Source organism: Micromonospora carbonacea (assembly GCF_014205165.1).
Classification (GTDB): Bacteria; Actinomycetota; Actinomycetes; order Mycobacteriales; family Micromonosporaceae; genus Micromonospora; species Micromonospora carbonacea.
This window is the reverse complement of record NZ_JACHMZ010000001.1, coordinates 7,507,540-7,522,500: the sequence shown is the minus strand read 5'-3', so window position 1 is coordinate 7,522,500 and position 14,961 is coordinate 7,507,540. Positions and strand designations below refer to the sequence as shown.

Below are 14,961 nucleotides of genomic sequence, written 5' to 3'. Positions count from 1 at the left end.
ACGGCGAACCGGGGCCAGATCACCCACGTCCACCCGCCGACCCCGACGAGGAAGAGCGCCCAGCCGCGCGAGAGCACCATGGTCCGCGAGTATGCCAGCGACCCCGCGCCGCGTACCCCGTTTCGGTCCGGGAGGGGCGCACGGACGGCGGCCCGGCGGTCTATCGTGGAGGCGTGGTCCGGCCCTGCACCCGCACGCTGGAGGGCGTCGACACCGTTGACGGTCTCCCCGTGGGTGCCGCTCCGGTGCCACCCGGCAGCTCCGGCGACGGCCGCGAGCGCATCCTGGACGTCCTGCGTGCCGGCGGAATGCGGTTCCGCGCCGGCGGGCGATGGCGCACCGGCTCCCTGATCTGACGAGCCGATCCAACCGACCTCCGACGGGCCTTCGCCCGAGGTCGGCGCGCGCCCGCGCGTCTCCCACCGCTTCCACGGCACGAAAGGCACATCGCCATGTCCGTCGCACGCATGCTCACCGGTGACCGCCCGACCGGGCGGCTGCACCTCGGCCACTACGTCGGCAGCATCGCCAACCGGGTGCGCCTGCACCAGCGCTACGAGAGCTTCTTCATCATCGCCGACCTGCACATGCTGACCACCCGCAACACCCGCGAGGACATCGCCGCGGTGTCCCGCAACGCCCGGGAGATGGTCACCGACGTCCTCGCCGCCGGGGTCGACCCGGCGCGGGCCACGTTCTACCTCCAGTCGGCCATCCCCGAGGTCGGCGACCTGAACACCCTGTTGCAGAACCTGGTGACCGTGCCCCGGCTGGAACGGGTGCCGTCGCTCAAGGACATGGCCCGGGCCGCCGGCAAGGAGGAGATGCCGTACGGGCTGCTCGGCTATCCCGTCCTCCAGGCCGCCGACATCCTCTGCGTGAAGGGGCAGGTGGTGCCCGTCGGGAAGGACAACGCGGCACACGTCGAGGTGACCCGGGAGATCGCCCGCCGGTTCAACCACCTCTACGGGGAGGTCTTCCCCGTGCCGGAGACGATCGTCGCCGAGACGCCGTCGCTGGTCGGCACGGACGGGCAGCGGAAGATGAGCAAGAGCCTGGGCAACGCGATCTCGCTCTCCGCCGACGCGGCCACCGTCCGCCGGGCGGTCATGGGGATGTACACCGACCCGAACCGGGTGCGCGCGGACGTGCCGGGCACGGTGGAGGGGAACCCGGTGTTCGCGTACCACGACGTGTTCAACGCCGACCGGGCGCAGGTGGCGGACCTGAAGGAGCGGTACCGGGCCGGGCGGGTCGGCGACGTCGAGGTCAAGGAGCAGCTCGCGGAGGCGCTGAACCGGTTCCTCGACCCGATCCGCGAGCGGCGGGCCCGGATCGAGGCCGAACCCGGCCTGGTCGACCAGCTCATCGTCGACGGCACGGAGCGGACCAGGGCCGAGGTGCGGCGCACCCTGGCCGAGGTCCGCCGGGCGATGGGGCTCACGGGGGCGTACCAGCAGGTGCGGCGGCGGGCCGAGCGCGCCCGCCGGGCCGCGGGCACCCGGACCTGACCCGTCGGGTACGCCGGGAGCGTCGGAGAGCGCGGCGGTCAGTCCTCCGGGTCGGGGTTGTCCCTGAGGATGCCGTTGAGGTAGAGCGACTCGCGGCAGGTGGTGGCGCGGGGGGCGTTGGCGGGGGTGCCGGGGCGGCGGCAGACGACCGTGAGGGTCACCCGGCCCCGGGCGGGTATCCGGATCGGGGTGACGGAGTGGTAGTCCTGGTTGCGGAAGTTCTCCAGGGCGTAGGTGACCACCCGCACCTGGTTCGCGGTGACCGTCAGCGTGCCCTCGTCGCCCTGCACGTTGTCGACCAGGAAGTCGGTGAGCAGGAACGTCTTCCCGGCCGGGACGGTGTAGCCGCGCTCCGCCGAGCCGTTCGGGCTGGTGCGGAAGGTGACGGCGACGGAGAACTGCTCGCCGCCCGCGCCCCCGGCGCCGGCGGGGCCGCCGGTCCCGCCGCCGTCGGTGCCGCCGTCGTCGGTGCTGCCGTCGCCCGGGGTCCCGCCGCCGGGCGGGGCCGTCGTCGGGGCCGGGTTCGGTGCGGCGCTGGGCACCGGCTCGCCCCGCGCGACCTGCCGGGCCTGCTCCGCCTCCACCGCCTCCCGGGCGGCGGTCTCCACCTGCGGGCGCAGCAGCCCGAACCAGAGGGCCAGCAGCGCCAGGAGCAGCGCGAGCAGGGCCGCCAGCAGCTTCAGCAGCCCGGCTGAGATGACCGGGCGCTGGACGAAGACGGCGTCGAGGCCACGGGCCCGGCCGTCCGAGGCGCGCAGCTCGACGGCGAACGGGTACTCCTTCGGTGCGCCCCACCACAGCAGCCGGCGGGCGCGTACCCGCAGCGGGGTCTCGGCGCGGGTGCCGTTGGGCACGGTGACCGGCTCGGCGGGCAGCGCGAACGTCACCTGGTCGGTGCCCTCGGCGGCGACGAGGCCGACCTGCTCGGTCAGGTTGCCGAGGTTGTCGGTGTCGATGCGGTAGCGGGCCCCGCGCAGCCCGCTGCGCGACGGCGGCTGCACCTGCGCGGCCAGCTCGGTGAACGGCTCGACGGTGAGGACGCCCTCCTCCACCACGGCGGAGTCGGGGTATTCGGCGGGGATCACCCGGACGCCGAAGGGCCGGTCGCCGGCGTCCACCCGGGCGGAGCGGGGCGGGCGGAAGGTGACGGTGACGGTGTCCGAGCCCGCCGGGTAGAGGTTGAGGGTGGGCGGCTGCACGGTCACCCACTCGTCCGGCACGCCGAGGACCTCGAACCGGTACGCCTCGACCGTGTCACCGGCGTTCCGCACGGTGACCGGGACCTCGACCTCGCCGCCGGGGGCGACGCTCACGGAGGTGCTGGCCAGATTCGCCGATGCGCGCATCTGCTGGAGCGTAGGAGCGCCACTGGGGCCTGTCAGGGGCCATCGGGGTACGACGACGGGCAGAGGTCGCTGCCCGCCGGGCGACGTTAAGTACACGCAAAGACAGCGCACCCATACTCGCCGTGCCGGCGGCGCGCGGACCGTCGGCACGGGGAGAGGAGGCGAGGATGCAGCGGATACCGGTCTACGTGCACGCGACCGATCCGATCTCGTGGACGGGGGTGACGGGCCAGCTCACCGGTCGTCCCGAGGTCAGGGTCCTGGCCCAGGCGGAGGCCGCCGACGCGGCGGTGACCCTGGTCGTCGTGGACAGCCTGACCCCGCCGGTGGCGCAGGTCCTGCGGCGGCTGCGCCGGGAGCAGAACCGGCTGGTGCTGGTGCCGGCCACCATCGACGACGCCCAGCTGTCGGCCGCCGTCGAGTGCGGGGTGGTGGGGGTGGTACGCCGCGGCGAGGCGTCCGCCGGCCGCCTGGTCGAGGTGATCCTGTCGGCGGCGCGGGGCGAGGGGAGCGTCCCCGCCGACCTGCTCGGCCGGCTGCTGAACCAGATGCGCCGGCTCCAGCGGGAGGTCCTCGACCCGCGCGGGTTGAGCCTGGGCGGGCTCAGCTCGCGGGAGGTGGACGTGCTGCGGCTGGTCGCCGACGGGTTCGAGACGCGGGAGATCGCGGCGAAGCTGTCGTACTCGGAGCGGACGGTGAAGAACGTGGTGCACGGCATGACGACCCGGCTGCACCTGCGCAACCGGGCGCACGCGGTGGCGTACGCGCTGCGGCACGACCTGATCTGAGCGCGCCGGGGTCCGAGCCGCGTCGGGGGCCGGCCGGGCGGGGGACCGGGGCCGCCGGTGCGGCGGGCGTTGCCCGTACCGGCGGCGGTTCTGCCCCCGTCCCTGGCCGGCGGGCCCTGTGCCCGGCGGTGGCGGGCGGCCACGATGGCCCTCTGGGCCGTGCGCGACGTGGCCGCCCGCCGTCTCCCGTCGAGGTGTCGATTGCGTCCCACCCGAAGGTCCCCCCTCGTCGCCGCCGCGACGGCGGTCGCCGCCTTGCTGGGCGCGTGGGCGCTGGCCGTCCCGCCCGACCGGGCGTCGTACGCCGAGCCGGCGGACCTGCCGCCGGTCACCGACCTGCGGGTGGCCTACCTGGGCACCGGGCACCGCAGCATCGGCGTGGTCTCCGGCACCGGGGCGGAGGCGACCGCGCCGCCGCTGTTCGGCGGCGGGCCGGCGCACTTCGACGACGAGGTGTCCGCCACGGGCGACGTGGTCGTCTGGGTCAGCCGGCGCGCGTCGGAGCTGGCCCAGCTCTGGGTGCGCCGCGGCGCGGAGGAGCCGACCTGCCTGGTCGACGACCCGGCGCAGGTGGCCGGCTCGCCGGCGGTGTCGCCGGACGGCACCCGGGTCGCCTTCGAGCAGACCCGGGAGGGCGTGGGGAGCTGGCACGACATCTTCGTGGTCGGCGTCGACGGCACCGGGCTGCGGCAGGTCACCGACGGCACCAACGACAACCGCCGGCCCACCTGGTCACCCGACGGCACGACGCTGGCGTTCGAGCGGCGCGACGACGCGGGCGTGCCGCAGGTGCACCGGGCGTCGGTGGACGGCGGGCCGGTGACCGCGCTGACCGCCCGGCCGGAGGGGGCCGGGGAGCCGGCGTGGGACCCGGACCCGACGCACGACCGGATCGCGTACACGGCCGCGCCGCAGGACCCGGACGCCCGGCAGATCCACCTGATCAACACCGTCGGGGGCGACGACCGGCTGCTGCTCGCCCCGTCGTGGGACAGCCACCAGCCGAGCTGGTCGCCGGACGGGACGACCCTGGCGTTCCTGAGTCGCACCACCACCGACGGCACGCGGGGGGCGGCCGACCTGGTCTACACGGGGGTGCCGCGCCCCGACTGGTGCCCGTGCGAGGCGGTGCTCCGCCTCGCCGAGGACCGCCTCGTCGGCGACCCCGCCTGGTACGTCCCGCCGGGTGCGGGCACGCCGGTGCTGGTGGTCAGCCGGACGAGCGCGCCGGACCGGTACACGGTGACGTTGCAGGACGTCCGCCCCGACGCCACCGACCCCCGTGACCTCGGGCTGACCGTGCTGCGGGAGGACCCGGGGGCGGCGACGGACCCGGACCTGCTGTGGCGGCCCGTCGACGGCGACCCGTGGACGGCCCGCCCCGACTACTCGCCGGACGGCCGGCGGATCGTGGTGAACCGGTTCGAGACCGTGGGCGGCAACCGGGTGTCCCGCCTCTGGATCGTCGACGCCGACGGCGGCGATCCCCGGTTGCTTCCCCTCGCCGGTCGCGGGGACACCGACATCGAGACCGACCCGGCGTGGTCGCCGGACGGCACCCGCGTCGCGTACGCGCTCGCCGGGCCGGGCGGGCCCAGCCGGGTGGTGGTGGCAAACGTGACCACCGGGGAGCACCTGCTCACCGTCGGGTCGGGCGGCGACCCGGACCGCTCCGACAGCCAGCCGGCCTGGTCGCCGGACGGGTCGAGGCTGGCCCTGGTGCGCGGGCAGCCGGAGGGGGCGGCCGCCGACAGCCACGTCTGGACGGTCGACGCCCGCGACGGCAGCGGGCAGCGGGACCTGACCGACGCCGGCTGCCCCGGGTGTGTCGGGGCGGACTACGGCCCGAGCTTCTCCCCGGACGGCGGCCGGATCGCGTTCGGCCGGGGCCCCGACGGGCTGGTCGTCACCGGCACCGACGGCGACGACTGCCAGGTGCTCGCGCCGCAGACCCCCGGGGTGGACTGCGCCGGCCCGCTGGTCGCTCCGCCGGACGGGCCGCACCGGCCGCGCGACGTCGCCTGGTCGCCGGACGGGCACCGGCTCGCCCTCAACTCGCGCCGGTACACCGAGCCGGCCAGCCCCGAGTACGTCAAGACGTACGACTTCGACACCGCCGTCTTCGACGGGCTGACCTGGGAGTTCCCCGGCCGGCACCGCAAGCCGACCTGGCAGCGGTCGGTGGACCTGGCCACGGCCGTCGAGCAACCGCCGGCACCGGTGCGGGTCGGCGAGCGCACCACGCTGACGCTGACGGTGACCGACCGGGGGCCGACCCCGGCGGCGAACGTCCGCCTCGACCTGCGGGTGCCCGCCGGGGTCCGGGTCACCGCGCTGGCACCGGAGGTGGGCTCCTGCCAGCTCGCCCCGCCGGGCTGCGACCTGGGCCCGGTCGGGCTGGGCAACACGGTGCGGGTCCGCGTGGAGCTGACCGGGGTGACCGCCGGGACGTACCCGCTGGAGTGGACGGTGGGGGGCTGGACGGCCGACGCCCGGCCCTCGGACAACACGGCGTCGGTGCCGGTGACGGTCGTCCCGGTCCCGCCGCCGACGACCACCCCGCCCCCGGCCACCCCGACGCCGACCCCGACGGCCACGCCGACGCCGACGGGCCCGCCGCCCACCGGCCCCCCGCCGGCGGGCCTCGACATCACGGTCACGGTCGACCCCGTCCCGGCGTACGTGGGTGGGACGGTCACGGTGACCTACACGGTCCGCAACACCGGCGGCCTGCCGGCGACCGGGGTCCGGATCACCCCCGCCCTGCCGGCCGGGGTGCCGGTGCGCACCCGGCCGGCGGGGTGCACCGCGACCTCCTGCCCGGTCCCCGACCTCGCCCCGGGCGCCGGCCGGTCCCTGGAGTTCGTGCTGGCCCCGGACGAGGCGACGGCGACGACGGTGCGCGGCACGGTGGCCGCCGACGGCGGTCTCGACGACACCGCCCAGGCGCCGCTGCGGGTGCTGCGACCCCGGATCGTCGCCGTGCCGGCCATCGGGCCGCCCGGCTTCGTCACCTCCGTGCGGGGCACCGACTTCCCGCCCGGCGTGCCGGTGCGGCTGGCCTGGGACGTCGGCCTGACCTCGGCGGCGAACCCGGCCGTGCCGGCGGCCGACGGCACGTTCGCCGCGCAGCTGCTGGTGGTGCCGCGCGACCAGCTCGGGCCCCGCCGGATCCTGGCCACCGGCCCGGGTTTCGGCACCGTCCGCGCCGACTTCCGGGTGATCCTGCCCGCCCAGCAGCCGCCCGGCCTGCTGTTCCGCGGCTGGTGAGGGGACGACGATGATCCACGAGGTGGACGAGGCGCTGCACGCGCTGCTGACCGACGAGATGCTCGCCGGCACCGACGTGCTGCTCGCCTTCGACGCGCCGACCCGGGAGTGGGAGGCCCGGCGCAACGCCCCGACGGTGAACCTGTTCCTCTACGACGTCCGCGAGGAGCTGACCCACCGCCGGGAGGGTCGGGTCGAGGAGTACGACTCCGCCGGCGCGGTCGTCGCGGAGCACCGCCCGCCCCGGTACTTCGCCCTGTCGTACCTGGTGACGGCGTGGACGGCGCAGCCGCAGGACGAGCACCGGCTGCTGTCGGTGCTGCTGGCCGGGCTGGTCGTGCACGACGTGCTGCCGCCGTCCCGGCTGGTCGGCGGGCTGGCCGCGCTGGGCCTGACCGTGCCGATGAGCGTCGCGGTGCCGCCGTCGCGGGACCGGGGGCTGGCCGACATCTGGTCGGCCCTCGGGGGTTCGCTGAAGCCGTCGCTGGACCTGGTGGTGACCACGCCGATCGCGGCGTCCGCGACCTTCGCTGCCCAGCCCGTCACCGACGGCCTCCGGCTGCGCGCCGGGGACCGGGCCGGTGGCGGGCCGGCGGGGCGGGCCGCGGAGGTCGAGGCCCGGCGGCTGCGCTACCCGGATCCCGCCGACGGCGTCACCCCCGTCGGGGTACGCCGGGCGCGGGGCACCGCCGCCGAGCGGCAGCGCCGGGAGGGCACCGGCGGGCCGATCCGGGGCGACCGCCGGTGACCGCCACCGTCGACGCGGATGCCCGACGCGGCTCCGACGACCCGGTGAGCGACGCGGATGCCCGACGCGGCTCCGGTGACCCGGTGAGCGACGCGCCGACCGCCGGCCCCTCGCTTGCCGGGCCGGAGGCGGCACGCGCCGAGCCGCCCGGCACCGCGTACCTGCGGGCCCGGTTGTTCCTGGCGGAGCAGCGGGTCCGGCGGGCCGTGCAGGCCGCGCGGGCGACCGACCCGGCCCCGGACGACCCGCTGCGCGGGCTGCGCGTCTCCGACGACGACGCCTGGCGGCTCGTGGACGGTCCCGCCCCGCCCGCCCCCGACGAGATCGCCGCCGAGGCGGTGGCGGCCGCCGACCGGTGGGCCGGTCGGGCCCGGGCGGCGGGCGCGCGGGTGCCGCTGGCGGAGCTGGCGGCGGACTTCGCGCTGGCCCCGCTGGACGTCGAGCTGCTGCTGATCGCGCTCCTGCCCGACCTGGACCGGCGCTACGAGAAGCTCTACGGCTACCTCAACGACGACGTGACCCGCCCCCGGGCGACGACCGGGCTGGCCCTGTCGCTCTGCGGCGTGGCCCCCGTCGCCGGGCCGGGGCGGGCGCGGCTCACCCCCGACGGGCCGCTGGTGGCCGGGGGCCTGCTCCTGGTCGAGGAGGCCGACCGGCCCTTCCTGACCCGCACCCTGCGGGTCCCCGACCGGGTCACCGGTCACCTGCTCGGCTCGGACGCCGCCGACGGGCGGGTCGACGGCCTGCTCCGCCGGCCGCCCGGGGTCGCGCCCGACGGGCCGGGCCCGGAGCCGGGGCGGGGTCGGTCGGCCGTCGGCGGGTTGGCGGCGGCGATCCGCGCCGGTGACCGGCTGGCCTACCTGCGGGAGGAGCCCGGCGGGACGGCCGAGGGGCTGGCCTGCGCCGCCCTCGCCGCCGCCGGCTGGTCGGTCCTGCTCCTCGACCTCGACGCGCTGGGCGGCAACCCGACGCCGCCGGAGTCCCTCGCCGCCGTGGTCCGGGAGGCCCGGCTGCGCCGGGCGGGACTCGTCGCCGGCCCGGTCGACGCCCTGGACCCGGCGGCGGGCCCGGCCCACGTCCGGCTCCTGCGCCGGCTCACGGCGCTGCCCGTGCCGGTGCTGCTCACGGGCCGGTTGCGCTGGGATCCGGACTGGGCCGAGGAGTCCCCGCTGCTGGTGACCGCCGCCCCGGTCGGCGCGCCGGAACGGGCCCGGCTGTGGCGGGACGCGTTGGCCGGGCGGCCGGTGAGGGTGGCCACCGACGTCGACCCGGAGCGGGAACTGGCCGCGTACGTGCTGACACCCGGCCAGGTGCGGCGGGCGGCGGTCGCGGCGGCGCAGCACGCGGTCCTCGACGGCGTCGACCGGGTCGCCGCGCGGCACGTGCGGGCGGGGGTGCGCTCGCAGAACGCGGCGGCGCTGGAGCGGCTGGCCCGGCGGGTGGAGCCCGCCGTCGGCTGGGACGACCTGGTCCTACCCGCCCCGGTCCGGGAGCAGCTCGCCGAGCTGGCGCTGCGGGTGCGGCACCGGGAGCAGGTGCTGGGCGGGTGGCGGCTGCGCCCCGGCGGGGGCCGGGGGCGCGGGGTGACCGCCCTGTTCGCCGGGGACTCCGGCACGGGCAAGACGATGTCGGCCGAGGTGGTCGCCGCCGACCTGGGGCTCGACCTGTACGTGGTGGACCTGTCCACGGTGGTCGACAAGTACGTCGGCCAGACCGAGAAGAACCTGGAGCGGATCTTCACCGAGGCGGCCGGGGTCAACGGGCTGCTCCTGTTCGACGAGGCGGACGCGATCTTCGGGAAGCGTTCCGAGGTCAGCGACGCGCACGACCGGTACGCCAACCTGGAGAGCGCGTACCTGTTGCAGCGGATGGAGTCGTTCGACGGGGTGGCCGTGCTGACCACGAACCTGCGGGCCAACCTGGACGAGGCGTTCCTGCGCCGGCTCGACGTGATCGTCGACTTCCCGGTGCCGGACGTGACGCAGCGGCGGGCGTTGTGGGACCGCTGCCTCGGCACCGAGCTGCCCCGGGCCGCCGACGTCGACCTGGACCGGTGCGCCCTGGACTTCGAGCTGAGCGGGGGCGGCATCCGGGCCTGCGCGGTCAGCGCCGGCTACCTGGCCGCCGCGGCGGGCGGCCCGGTGACGATGGCGATGGTGACGGCCGCCGCCCAACGCGAGTATCGCAAGCTGGGCCGGCTGGTCCTGCCGGCCGCGCCCCGAAACGGCGTGCGGCCCCGCCGGGCCTGACGGGTGCCGTGCGGCCGGGTCCCCCGGCGGCCCCGTCAGCCCTCCGTTCGCTGGTGGTCAGGTGCGCGGGGACGCCCACCCGGCTAGGTGGTCCCGTCCGCCAGCACCCGGGACGCGGTCGCCTCAGCCTCTCGTTCGAACCGGTCGCCGGGGTCGCTGACCCGCAGCCCGGTGCCGTCGTCGGTGCCCGCGACCGGGCCCAGTCGCTGCTGGATGACGTGGGTCAGCTCGTGTGCCAGGGTGTGCCGGTCGGCGCCGCCCTCGCCGAGCACCACATGGTTGCCGGAGGTGTACGCCCGCGCGCCCAGCTCCGCCGCCGACGTGCGCGCTGCCGCGTCGTCGTGGACCCGCACGTCGGAGAAGTCCGCCCCGAGCCGGCCCTCCATGTCGACCCGGGTCGTCTCGTCCAGTGGACGGCCTCCGCCGCGCAGCACCTCGTGGGCGGTGGAACGCTGGACGGCGGGGGCGTCGTGGCCGCAGCCGGGGGCGTGCCCGTGCCGATCCTGCTCGATCAGCCGGGCCACCGCCCGGTTGCCCATCGTCCGTTGCAGGCCGGCGAGTTCCTCCGGGCCGGTCCCGCCGGCCGGTGCGGGCGCGCCGGTGTGCCGGGTAGCCGGTGGGGCGGGGCGGGCCGGCTGCTGCTCCCGCGCGTCGGAGTCCTGGCCGGGCCGGATGCGGTGCATGTCGGGGACCTTCCTCGTCGCAGTCGGCGGCGGGACCGTATCGAGCCGCTGGCCTAGCCGCCGAGGCGGATGGTGAGGGTGAAACGGCCGGGAAACCGGCCCTCCCAGTCCCACTCGCGGTGAAAGCTCTGCTCGGGGTCGGCTGTGCCGTACATCTGGAAGTACCACTGTGGGTCGCCGGAGCTGAGTGTGGCGGTGCTCTCGTGCCGGGCGAAGTTCTCCATCGTGACGTAGTCGGTCCCGCTACGGGCGACGACGCCCGCGAAGTGGAAGTCCAACTCGCCCGAGCTGGCGTCCCGCTCCAAAGACTTGATCATGAGGACGTCGCCGATCTGCGGCGGCGGGGTGAACGCGTTCAGACCGAAGCGGCTGACCAGGTCCGGGAAGCGTTCGTCGGCCCGGAGGTCCATCACGGCGCCGATCTGGGCGGCGTACACAGCCGAGAGGGCGCTCACGTTCGCGGCGCTGGCGTCCCTGCTCGCCGCGGCTTTGGCCGCCTGCACCTGCTGCCGGTACGCGGCTGCCGACGTCGGGGTCAGCGCACCGAGGAGCCGGGCGATGGCGTCGAAGTAGCGCTCCTCCCCCTCGACGGCCAGGCCCTGTCGATTGGTCACCGCCGTGGCCATCTCGTTGCACCGCTGGGCGAGCCGAACATCGAGGCCCCGGCCCATCTCCACTCCCCCGACCGAGTAGCGAACCGGCTCGACCTGCCAGAGGGTCTGCTCCTGCTCGCCGATCTTGACCTTGAGGAACCGCCGGGTCCGCCGCAGCTCCAGGTAGTCGCTGCCGGCCTCGAACCGGACCCGCCCCTTCAGATTGGCGTTGGCCTCGGCTATGCGCCGCTCGGTGGCGAAGAAGGTCTTGGCCTGCCGCCAGGAGCCTCCGGTGTCCTCGATGGCCAGGTCGAGCTTGTCCGAGATCCGCAGGGGCGCCTGCCCCAGGTATTCGACGTGCAGCGAGCCGTCCGGCCCCACGTAGCTGTCGTCGACGGGCACCTGGGCGGGGAAGAAGTTCGGGTTCGGGGTGTCCGATTCCGCGGTGCCGAGCTGCGGGTACTCGGCCGCCCCGGGGGCGACGGTGAGGTACCGCTGGATCGGGGTCGGCGCGTCGTCGCGGCCCGCCACCGGGCTGCCGAGCCGCTGCTGGACGGCGTGGGTCAGCTCGTGCGCCAGGGCGTGCCGGTCGCCGCCGTCCGCCCCGCGCCGGGCCTCTGTGCCCGTCGGTGTGACGTGCCCGCACCCCGCGCCGTGCTCGTGCTGGTCCCACCCAATCGACCGGCCCACCGCGCGGTTTCCCACCGTCCGCTGCAACGCGACGACCTGCGCCGGGTCGTTTCCGGGGGCGTCCCGCCCCGGCATCGTGGCCTCGTCGCGCCGGCTGTCGGGGGACGGGGGCGGGCCCGGCCGCCGGTGTTCCTCGGGCCCCGGCGTCAGCTCGGTGCGGTGACGGCGCATGTGCTGGCACCTCCTCGTGACGCGGGTCCGAGTGGTACGCGGACGTCCGGTGGCGAGCGCGGGCTCAGCGTACGAGAGCTTCCGGACGCCCGGGGAGGACCACGCGGCCAGGAAGACGGCCCGCGCCCCTGGGCGGGGCAACGGGGTGCCCCTGCGGTGCGGGACTCTGCCCCCGCGTAGCCCGTAGGGACCTTCCCGCCGGTTCCCCGGCCGAGCAGGCTGGCCAGCGTCCGCCGACCTGGCAGAGGAGCTTGCATGCCGACGTACCTGTCCCCGGGCGTGTACGTGGAGGAGGTGCAGAGCGGTTCGCGTCCCATCGAGGGCGTCGGGACCGCGGTCACCGCCTTCCTGGGATTCGCCGAGAAGGGGCCCTTCCACGCGCCGACCCTGGTCACCAACTGGAGCCAGTACGTCCAGCTCTTCGGCGGGATGGTCGAGGGCGCCTACCTGGCGCACGCGGTGTACGGGTACTTCGCCAACGGCGGGGGCGTCTGCTACGTCGTGCGGATCGGCGACCCGTCGACCGGCCGGACGACCGGCGGCCGGGGCGGGCAGAAGGCGCTGCCCGCCGGGGAGCCGTCGGCGCTCGGCACGTTCCGGGTCGCCGCCCTCCCGACCGGCGGCGGCGGCGAGATCACCGTGGAGGTCGCCGACGTCGAGGGCGAGGGGGCCGGCGAGGACCGGTTCCGGCTCGTCGTGCACCGGGACGGCCAGGTGGCCGAGGAGTACGACGGCTCGTTCCGGCGCAACAGCAAGACCTCGGTGGTCAGCCAGGTCCGCGAGCGGTCCCACCTGATCACCATGGAGGAGGTCGGCCCGGCCAACGGGCTGGCCCGGCCCGCCAACCAGACCGTCGCCCTGGCCCCGGCCACCGCCCCCGGCGACGCCGTGCCGGCCGCCCTCACCGCCGGCGAGTTCGCCGGGGACGTCGACTCCCGCACCGGCCTGGCCGGGCTGGAGGCCATCGACGAGATCACCATGGTCGCCGCGCCGGACCTGATGGGTGCGTACCAGCAGGGGGTCGTCGACCTGGAGGCGGTCAAGGCCGCCCAGCTCGCCCTGATCTCGCACTGCGAGCAGATGGGCGACCGGATGGCCCTGCTCGACCCGCCGCCGGAGCTGACCGCCCAGCAGGTGCGCGCCTGGCGGCAGGACGAGGCCGGCTACGACTCCCGGTACGCGGCCCTCTACTACCCCTGGGTGAAGGTGTTCGACCCGAGCACCGGCCGGGCCGTGTTCCTGCCGCCGAGCGGGCACCTCGCCGGCCTCTGGTCGCGCAACGACACCGAGCGGGGCGTGCACAAGGCCCCCGCCAACGAGGTGGTCCGGGGCGTGGTCGACCTGCAGAACAACGTCACCAAGGGCGAGCAGGACCTGCTCAACCCGATCGGGGTCAACTGCATCCGGGCGTTCCCCGGGCGCGGCGTCCGGGTCTGGGGCGCGCGCACGCTCTCCTCCGACCCGGCGTGGCGCTACATCAACGTCCGGCGGCTGTTCAACTACGTCGAGGAGTCCATCCTCCTCGGCACGCAGTGGGTGGTGTTCGAGCCGAACGACCAGCGGCTGTGGGGCACGATCCGGCGCAACATCACCGCCTTCCTCACCGAGGAGTGGCGGCGGGGCGCCCTGTTCGGGGCGACGGCCGCCGAGGCCTTCTACGTCAAGTGCGACCAGGAGACCAACCCCCCGGAGGTGATCGACCGGGGCCAGGTGGTGTGCGAGATCGGCATCTGCCCGGTCAAGCCCGCCGAGTTCGTCGTCTTCCGGCTGGCGCAGTTCTCCGACAGCACCAGCCTGGTCAGCGACTGACCGGGCCAACCCTGACGAAAGGCGGCCACGATGGCCAGTGGTGACACCCTTATCGTGCACAGCTTCCAGGTGGAGCTGGGCGGCATCCAGGTGGAGCTGGTGCAGGAGGTCAGCGGCCTGACCGTCGAGCTGGACTCGATCGAGGTCAAGTCGGTCACCGCCACCGGCGAGCTGATCATCCGGAAGATCCCGGGAGCCCGGAAGGCCGGCGAGGTCACCATCACCCGGGGGCTCGACAAGAGCAGCGCCTTCACCGACTGGATCAAGGAGACGTTCCTGAAGGGCGCGGTGGAGGCGGCCCGGCAGAACATCAGCATCATCCTCAACAACGCCGACAAGTCCGAGACGCGGCGCTTCGACCTGTCCAACGCCTGGGTGAGCAAGTGGGAGGGGCCAGGGCTGAAGGCCGGCGACCCGACGGCGGCGACCGAGAAGGTCACCGTGGTCTACGAGGAGATCAGCGCGCAATGAGACGCCGTGGTGTCTCGGCCGGGGGCCTCGACACCCTCGTCGACCCGGCCGCCGGCCCGCAGGAGGCCGCCGCGCCGGTGGTCGCGCCGGCCGCGCCCGTCCGGCTCCAGACGGAGTTCACCTTCCAACTGCCCCGGGGGTACGTCGACGAGGACGGCACCGTGCACCGGGACGGCAGCATGCGGCTGGCGACCGCCCGCGACGAGCTGGCGCCCCTGGTGGACCTGCGGGTCAAGCAGAACCCGGCGTACCTGTCGATCGTGCTGCTCAGCCTGGTGATCACCCGGTTGGGCACGATCACCCAGGTGCGGGCGGAGGTCGTCGAACGCCTCTTCGCCTCCGACCTGGCGTTCCTCCAGGACCTGTACCGGCGGATCAACGCCGAGGGGCACACCCTCGCCGAGGTCACCTGCCCCGCGTGCGAGTCGGTCTTCGAGGTGGACCTGGCCGGTGGTCGCCCGGGGGAATCGTGACGTACGGGGCCGACCGGCTCCACGAGGAGGTCTCGTACGTCGCCTACCACTTCCACTGGCCGCGTACCGAGATCCTCGACCTCACCCACGCCGAGCGGGCCCGGTACGTGGCGGAGATCGCCCGCATCAACACCCGGATGAACGAAGGTCAGTGAGGCG

General features: G+C 75.4%; 14 protein-coding genes (1 of these 14 only partly in view). 10 read left to right on the top strand and 4 right to left on the bottom strand.

The window, feature by feature from the left end; all coding sequences use genetic code 11:
• On the bottom strand, positions 1-80 hold the start of the coding sequence (locus HDA31_RS31700) for an SCO4848 family membrane protein (RefSeq protein ID WP_074474910.1). It extends 175 nt beyond the left edge of the window; 80 of the gene's 255 nt are visible here — the first part of the coding sequence; the start codon lies at positions 78-80; the stop codon falls past the left edge of the window.
• Positions 81-173: 93 nt separating this feature from the next.
• Here HDA31_RS31700 and HDA31_RS31695 point away from each other — a divergent pair, with 93 nt between their 5' ends.
• Together HDA31_RS31695 and trpS are read left to right on the top strand one after the other, a co-directional pair.
• Entirely contained in the window at positions 174-356 is a 183-nt protein-coding gene (locus tag HDA31_RS31695) for a hypothetical protein (RefSeq protein WP_074474909.1), read from the top strand.
• 96 nt (positions 357-452) lie between these two features.
• Positions 453-1,511: a tryptophan--tRNA ligase gene (trpS, locus tag HDA31_RS31690; protein WP_178066714.1), complete on the top strand. Its 1,059-nt coding sequence runs from the start codon at positions 453-455 to the stop codon at positions 1,509-1,511.
• 38 nt (positions 1,512-1,549) lie between these two features.
• Here trpS and HDA31_RS31685 read toward each other — a convergent pair whose 3' ends face one another.
• On the bottom strand, positions 1,550-2,857 hold the full coding sequence (locus HDA31_RS31685; protein ID WP_178066715.1) for a COG1470 family protein: 1,308 nt from the start codon (positions 2,855-2,857) through the stop codon (positions 1,550-1,552).
• A 167-nt stretch (positions 2,858-3,024) separates the two neighbouring features.
• Between HDA31_RS31685 and HDA31_RS31680 the strand changes: the two genes are divergently transcribed.
• From HDA31_RS31680 to HDA31_RS31665, 4 genes are all read left to right on the top strand, one after another.
• Positions 3,025-3,645, top strand: a complete 621-nt coding sequence (locus tag HDA31_RS31680) for a helix-turn-helix transcriptional regulator (RefSeq protein WP_074474905.1) — start codon at positions 3,025-3,027, stop codon at positions 3,643-3,645.
• Between the two features lie 201 nt (positions 3,646-3,846).
• Complete coding sequence (locus tag HDA31_RS31675; protein ID WP_178066716.1) at positions 3,847-6,915, top strand: DUF11 domain-containing protein; 3,069 nt, start codon at positions 3,847-3,849, stop codon at positions 6,913-6,915.
• 10 nt (positions 6,916-6,925) lie between these two features.
• Positions 6,926-7,663: a Pvc16 family protein gene (locus tag HDA31_RS31670; protein WP_178066717.1), complete on the top strand. Its 738-nt coding sequence runs from the start codon at positions 6,926-6,928 to the stop codon at positions 7,661-7,663.
• On the top strand, positions 7,660-9,912 hold the full coding sequence (locus tag HDA31_RS31665; protein WP_246384196.1) for an ATP-binding protein: 2,253 nt from the start codon (positions 7,660-7,662) through the stop codon (positions 9,910-9,912). Before HDA31_RS31670 ends, HDA31_RS31665 begins: the two co-directional genes overlap by 4 nt.
• An 83-nt stretch (positions 9,913-9,995) precedes the next feature.
• Here the strand turns inward: HDA31_RS31665 and HDA31_RS31660 are convergent, their stop codons facing one another.
• Both HDA31_RS31660 and HDA31_RS31655 read right to left on the bottom strand, forming a co-directional pair.
• Positions 9,996-10,595: an eCIS core domain-containing protein gene (locus tag HDA31_RS31660; protein WP_178066718.1), complete on the bottom strand. Its 600-nt coding sequence runs from the start codon at positions 10,593-10,595 to the stop codon at positions 9,996-9,998.
• A gap of 53 nt (positions 10,596-10,648) precedes the next feature.
• Positions 10,649-12,049, bottom strand: a complete 1,401-nt coding sequence (locus HDA31_RS31655) for a hypothetical protein (RefSeq protein WP_178066719.1) — start codon at positions 12,047-12,049, stop codon at positions 10,649-10,651.
• 255 nt (positions 12,050-12,304) lie between these two features.
• Between HDA31_RS31655 and HDA31_RS33290 the strand changes: the two genes are divergently transcribed.
• Genes HDA31_RS33290 through HDA31_RS31635 form a run of 4 tightly spaced genes read left to right on the top strand, consistent with a single transcriptional unit; the run spans position 12,305 to position 14,957 of the window.
• Entirely contained in the window at positions 12,305-13,858 is a 1,554-nt protein-coding gene (locus tag HDA31_RS33290; protein WP_178066720.1) for a phage tail sheath family protein, read from the top strand.
• Between the two features lie 30 nt (positions 13,859-13,888).
• A complete protein-coding gene (locus HDA31_RS31645) occupies positions 13,889-14,329 on the top strand; it encodes a phage tail protein (RefSeq protein WP_043960741.1) in 441 nt (146 codons plus the stop codon).
• Positions 14,326-14,802: a hypothetical protein gene (locus HDA31_RS31640; protein ID WP_074474899.1), complete on the top strand. Its 477-nt coding sequence runs from the start codon at positions 14,326-14,328 to the stop codon at positions 14,800-14,802. Before HDA31_RS31645 ends, HDA31_RS31640 begins: the two co-directional genes overlap by 4 nt.
• Entirely contained in the window at positions 14,799-14,957 is a 159-nt protein-coding gene (locus tag HDA31_RS31635; protein WP_176734857.1) for a DUF6760 family protein, read from the top strand. Before HDA31_RS31640 ends, HDA31_RS31635 begins: the two co-directional genes overlap by 4 nt.
• Positions 14,958-14,961 lie beyond the last annotated feature (4 nt).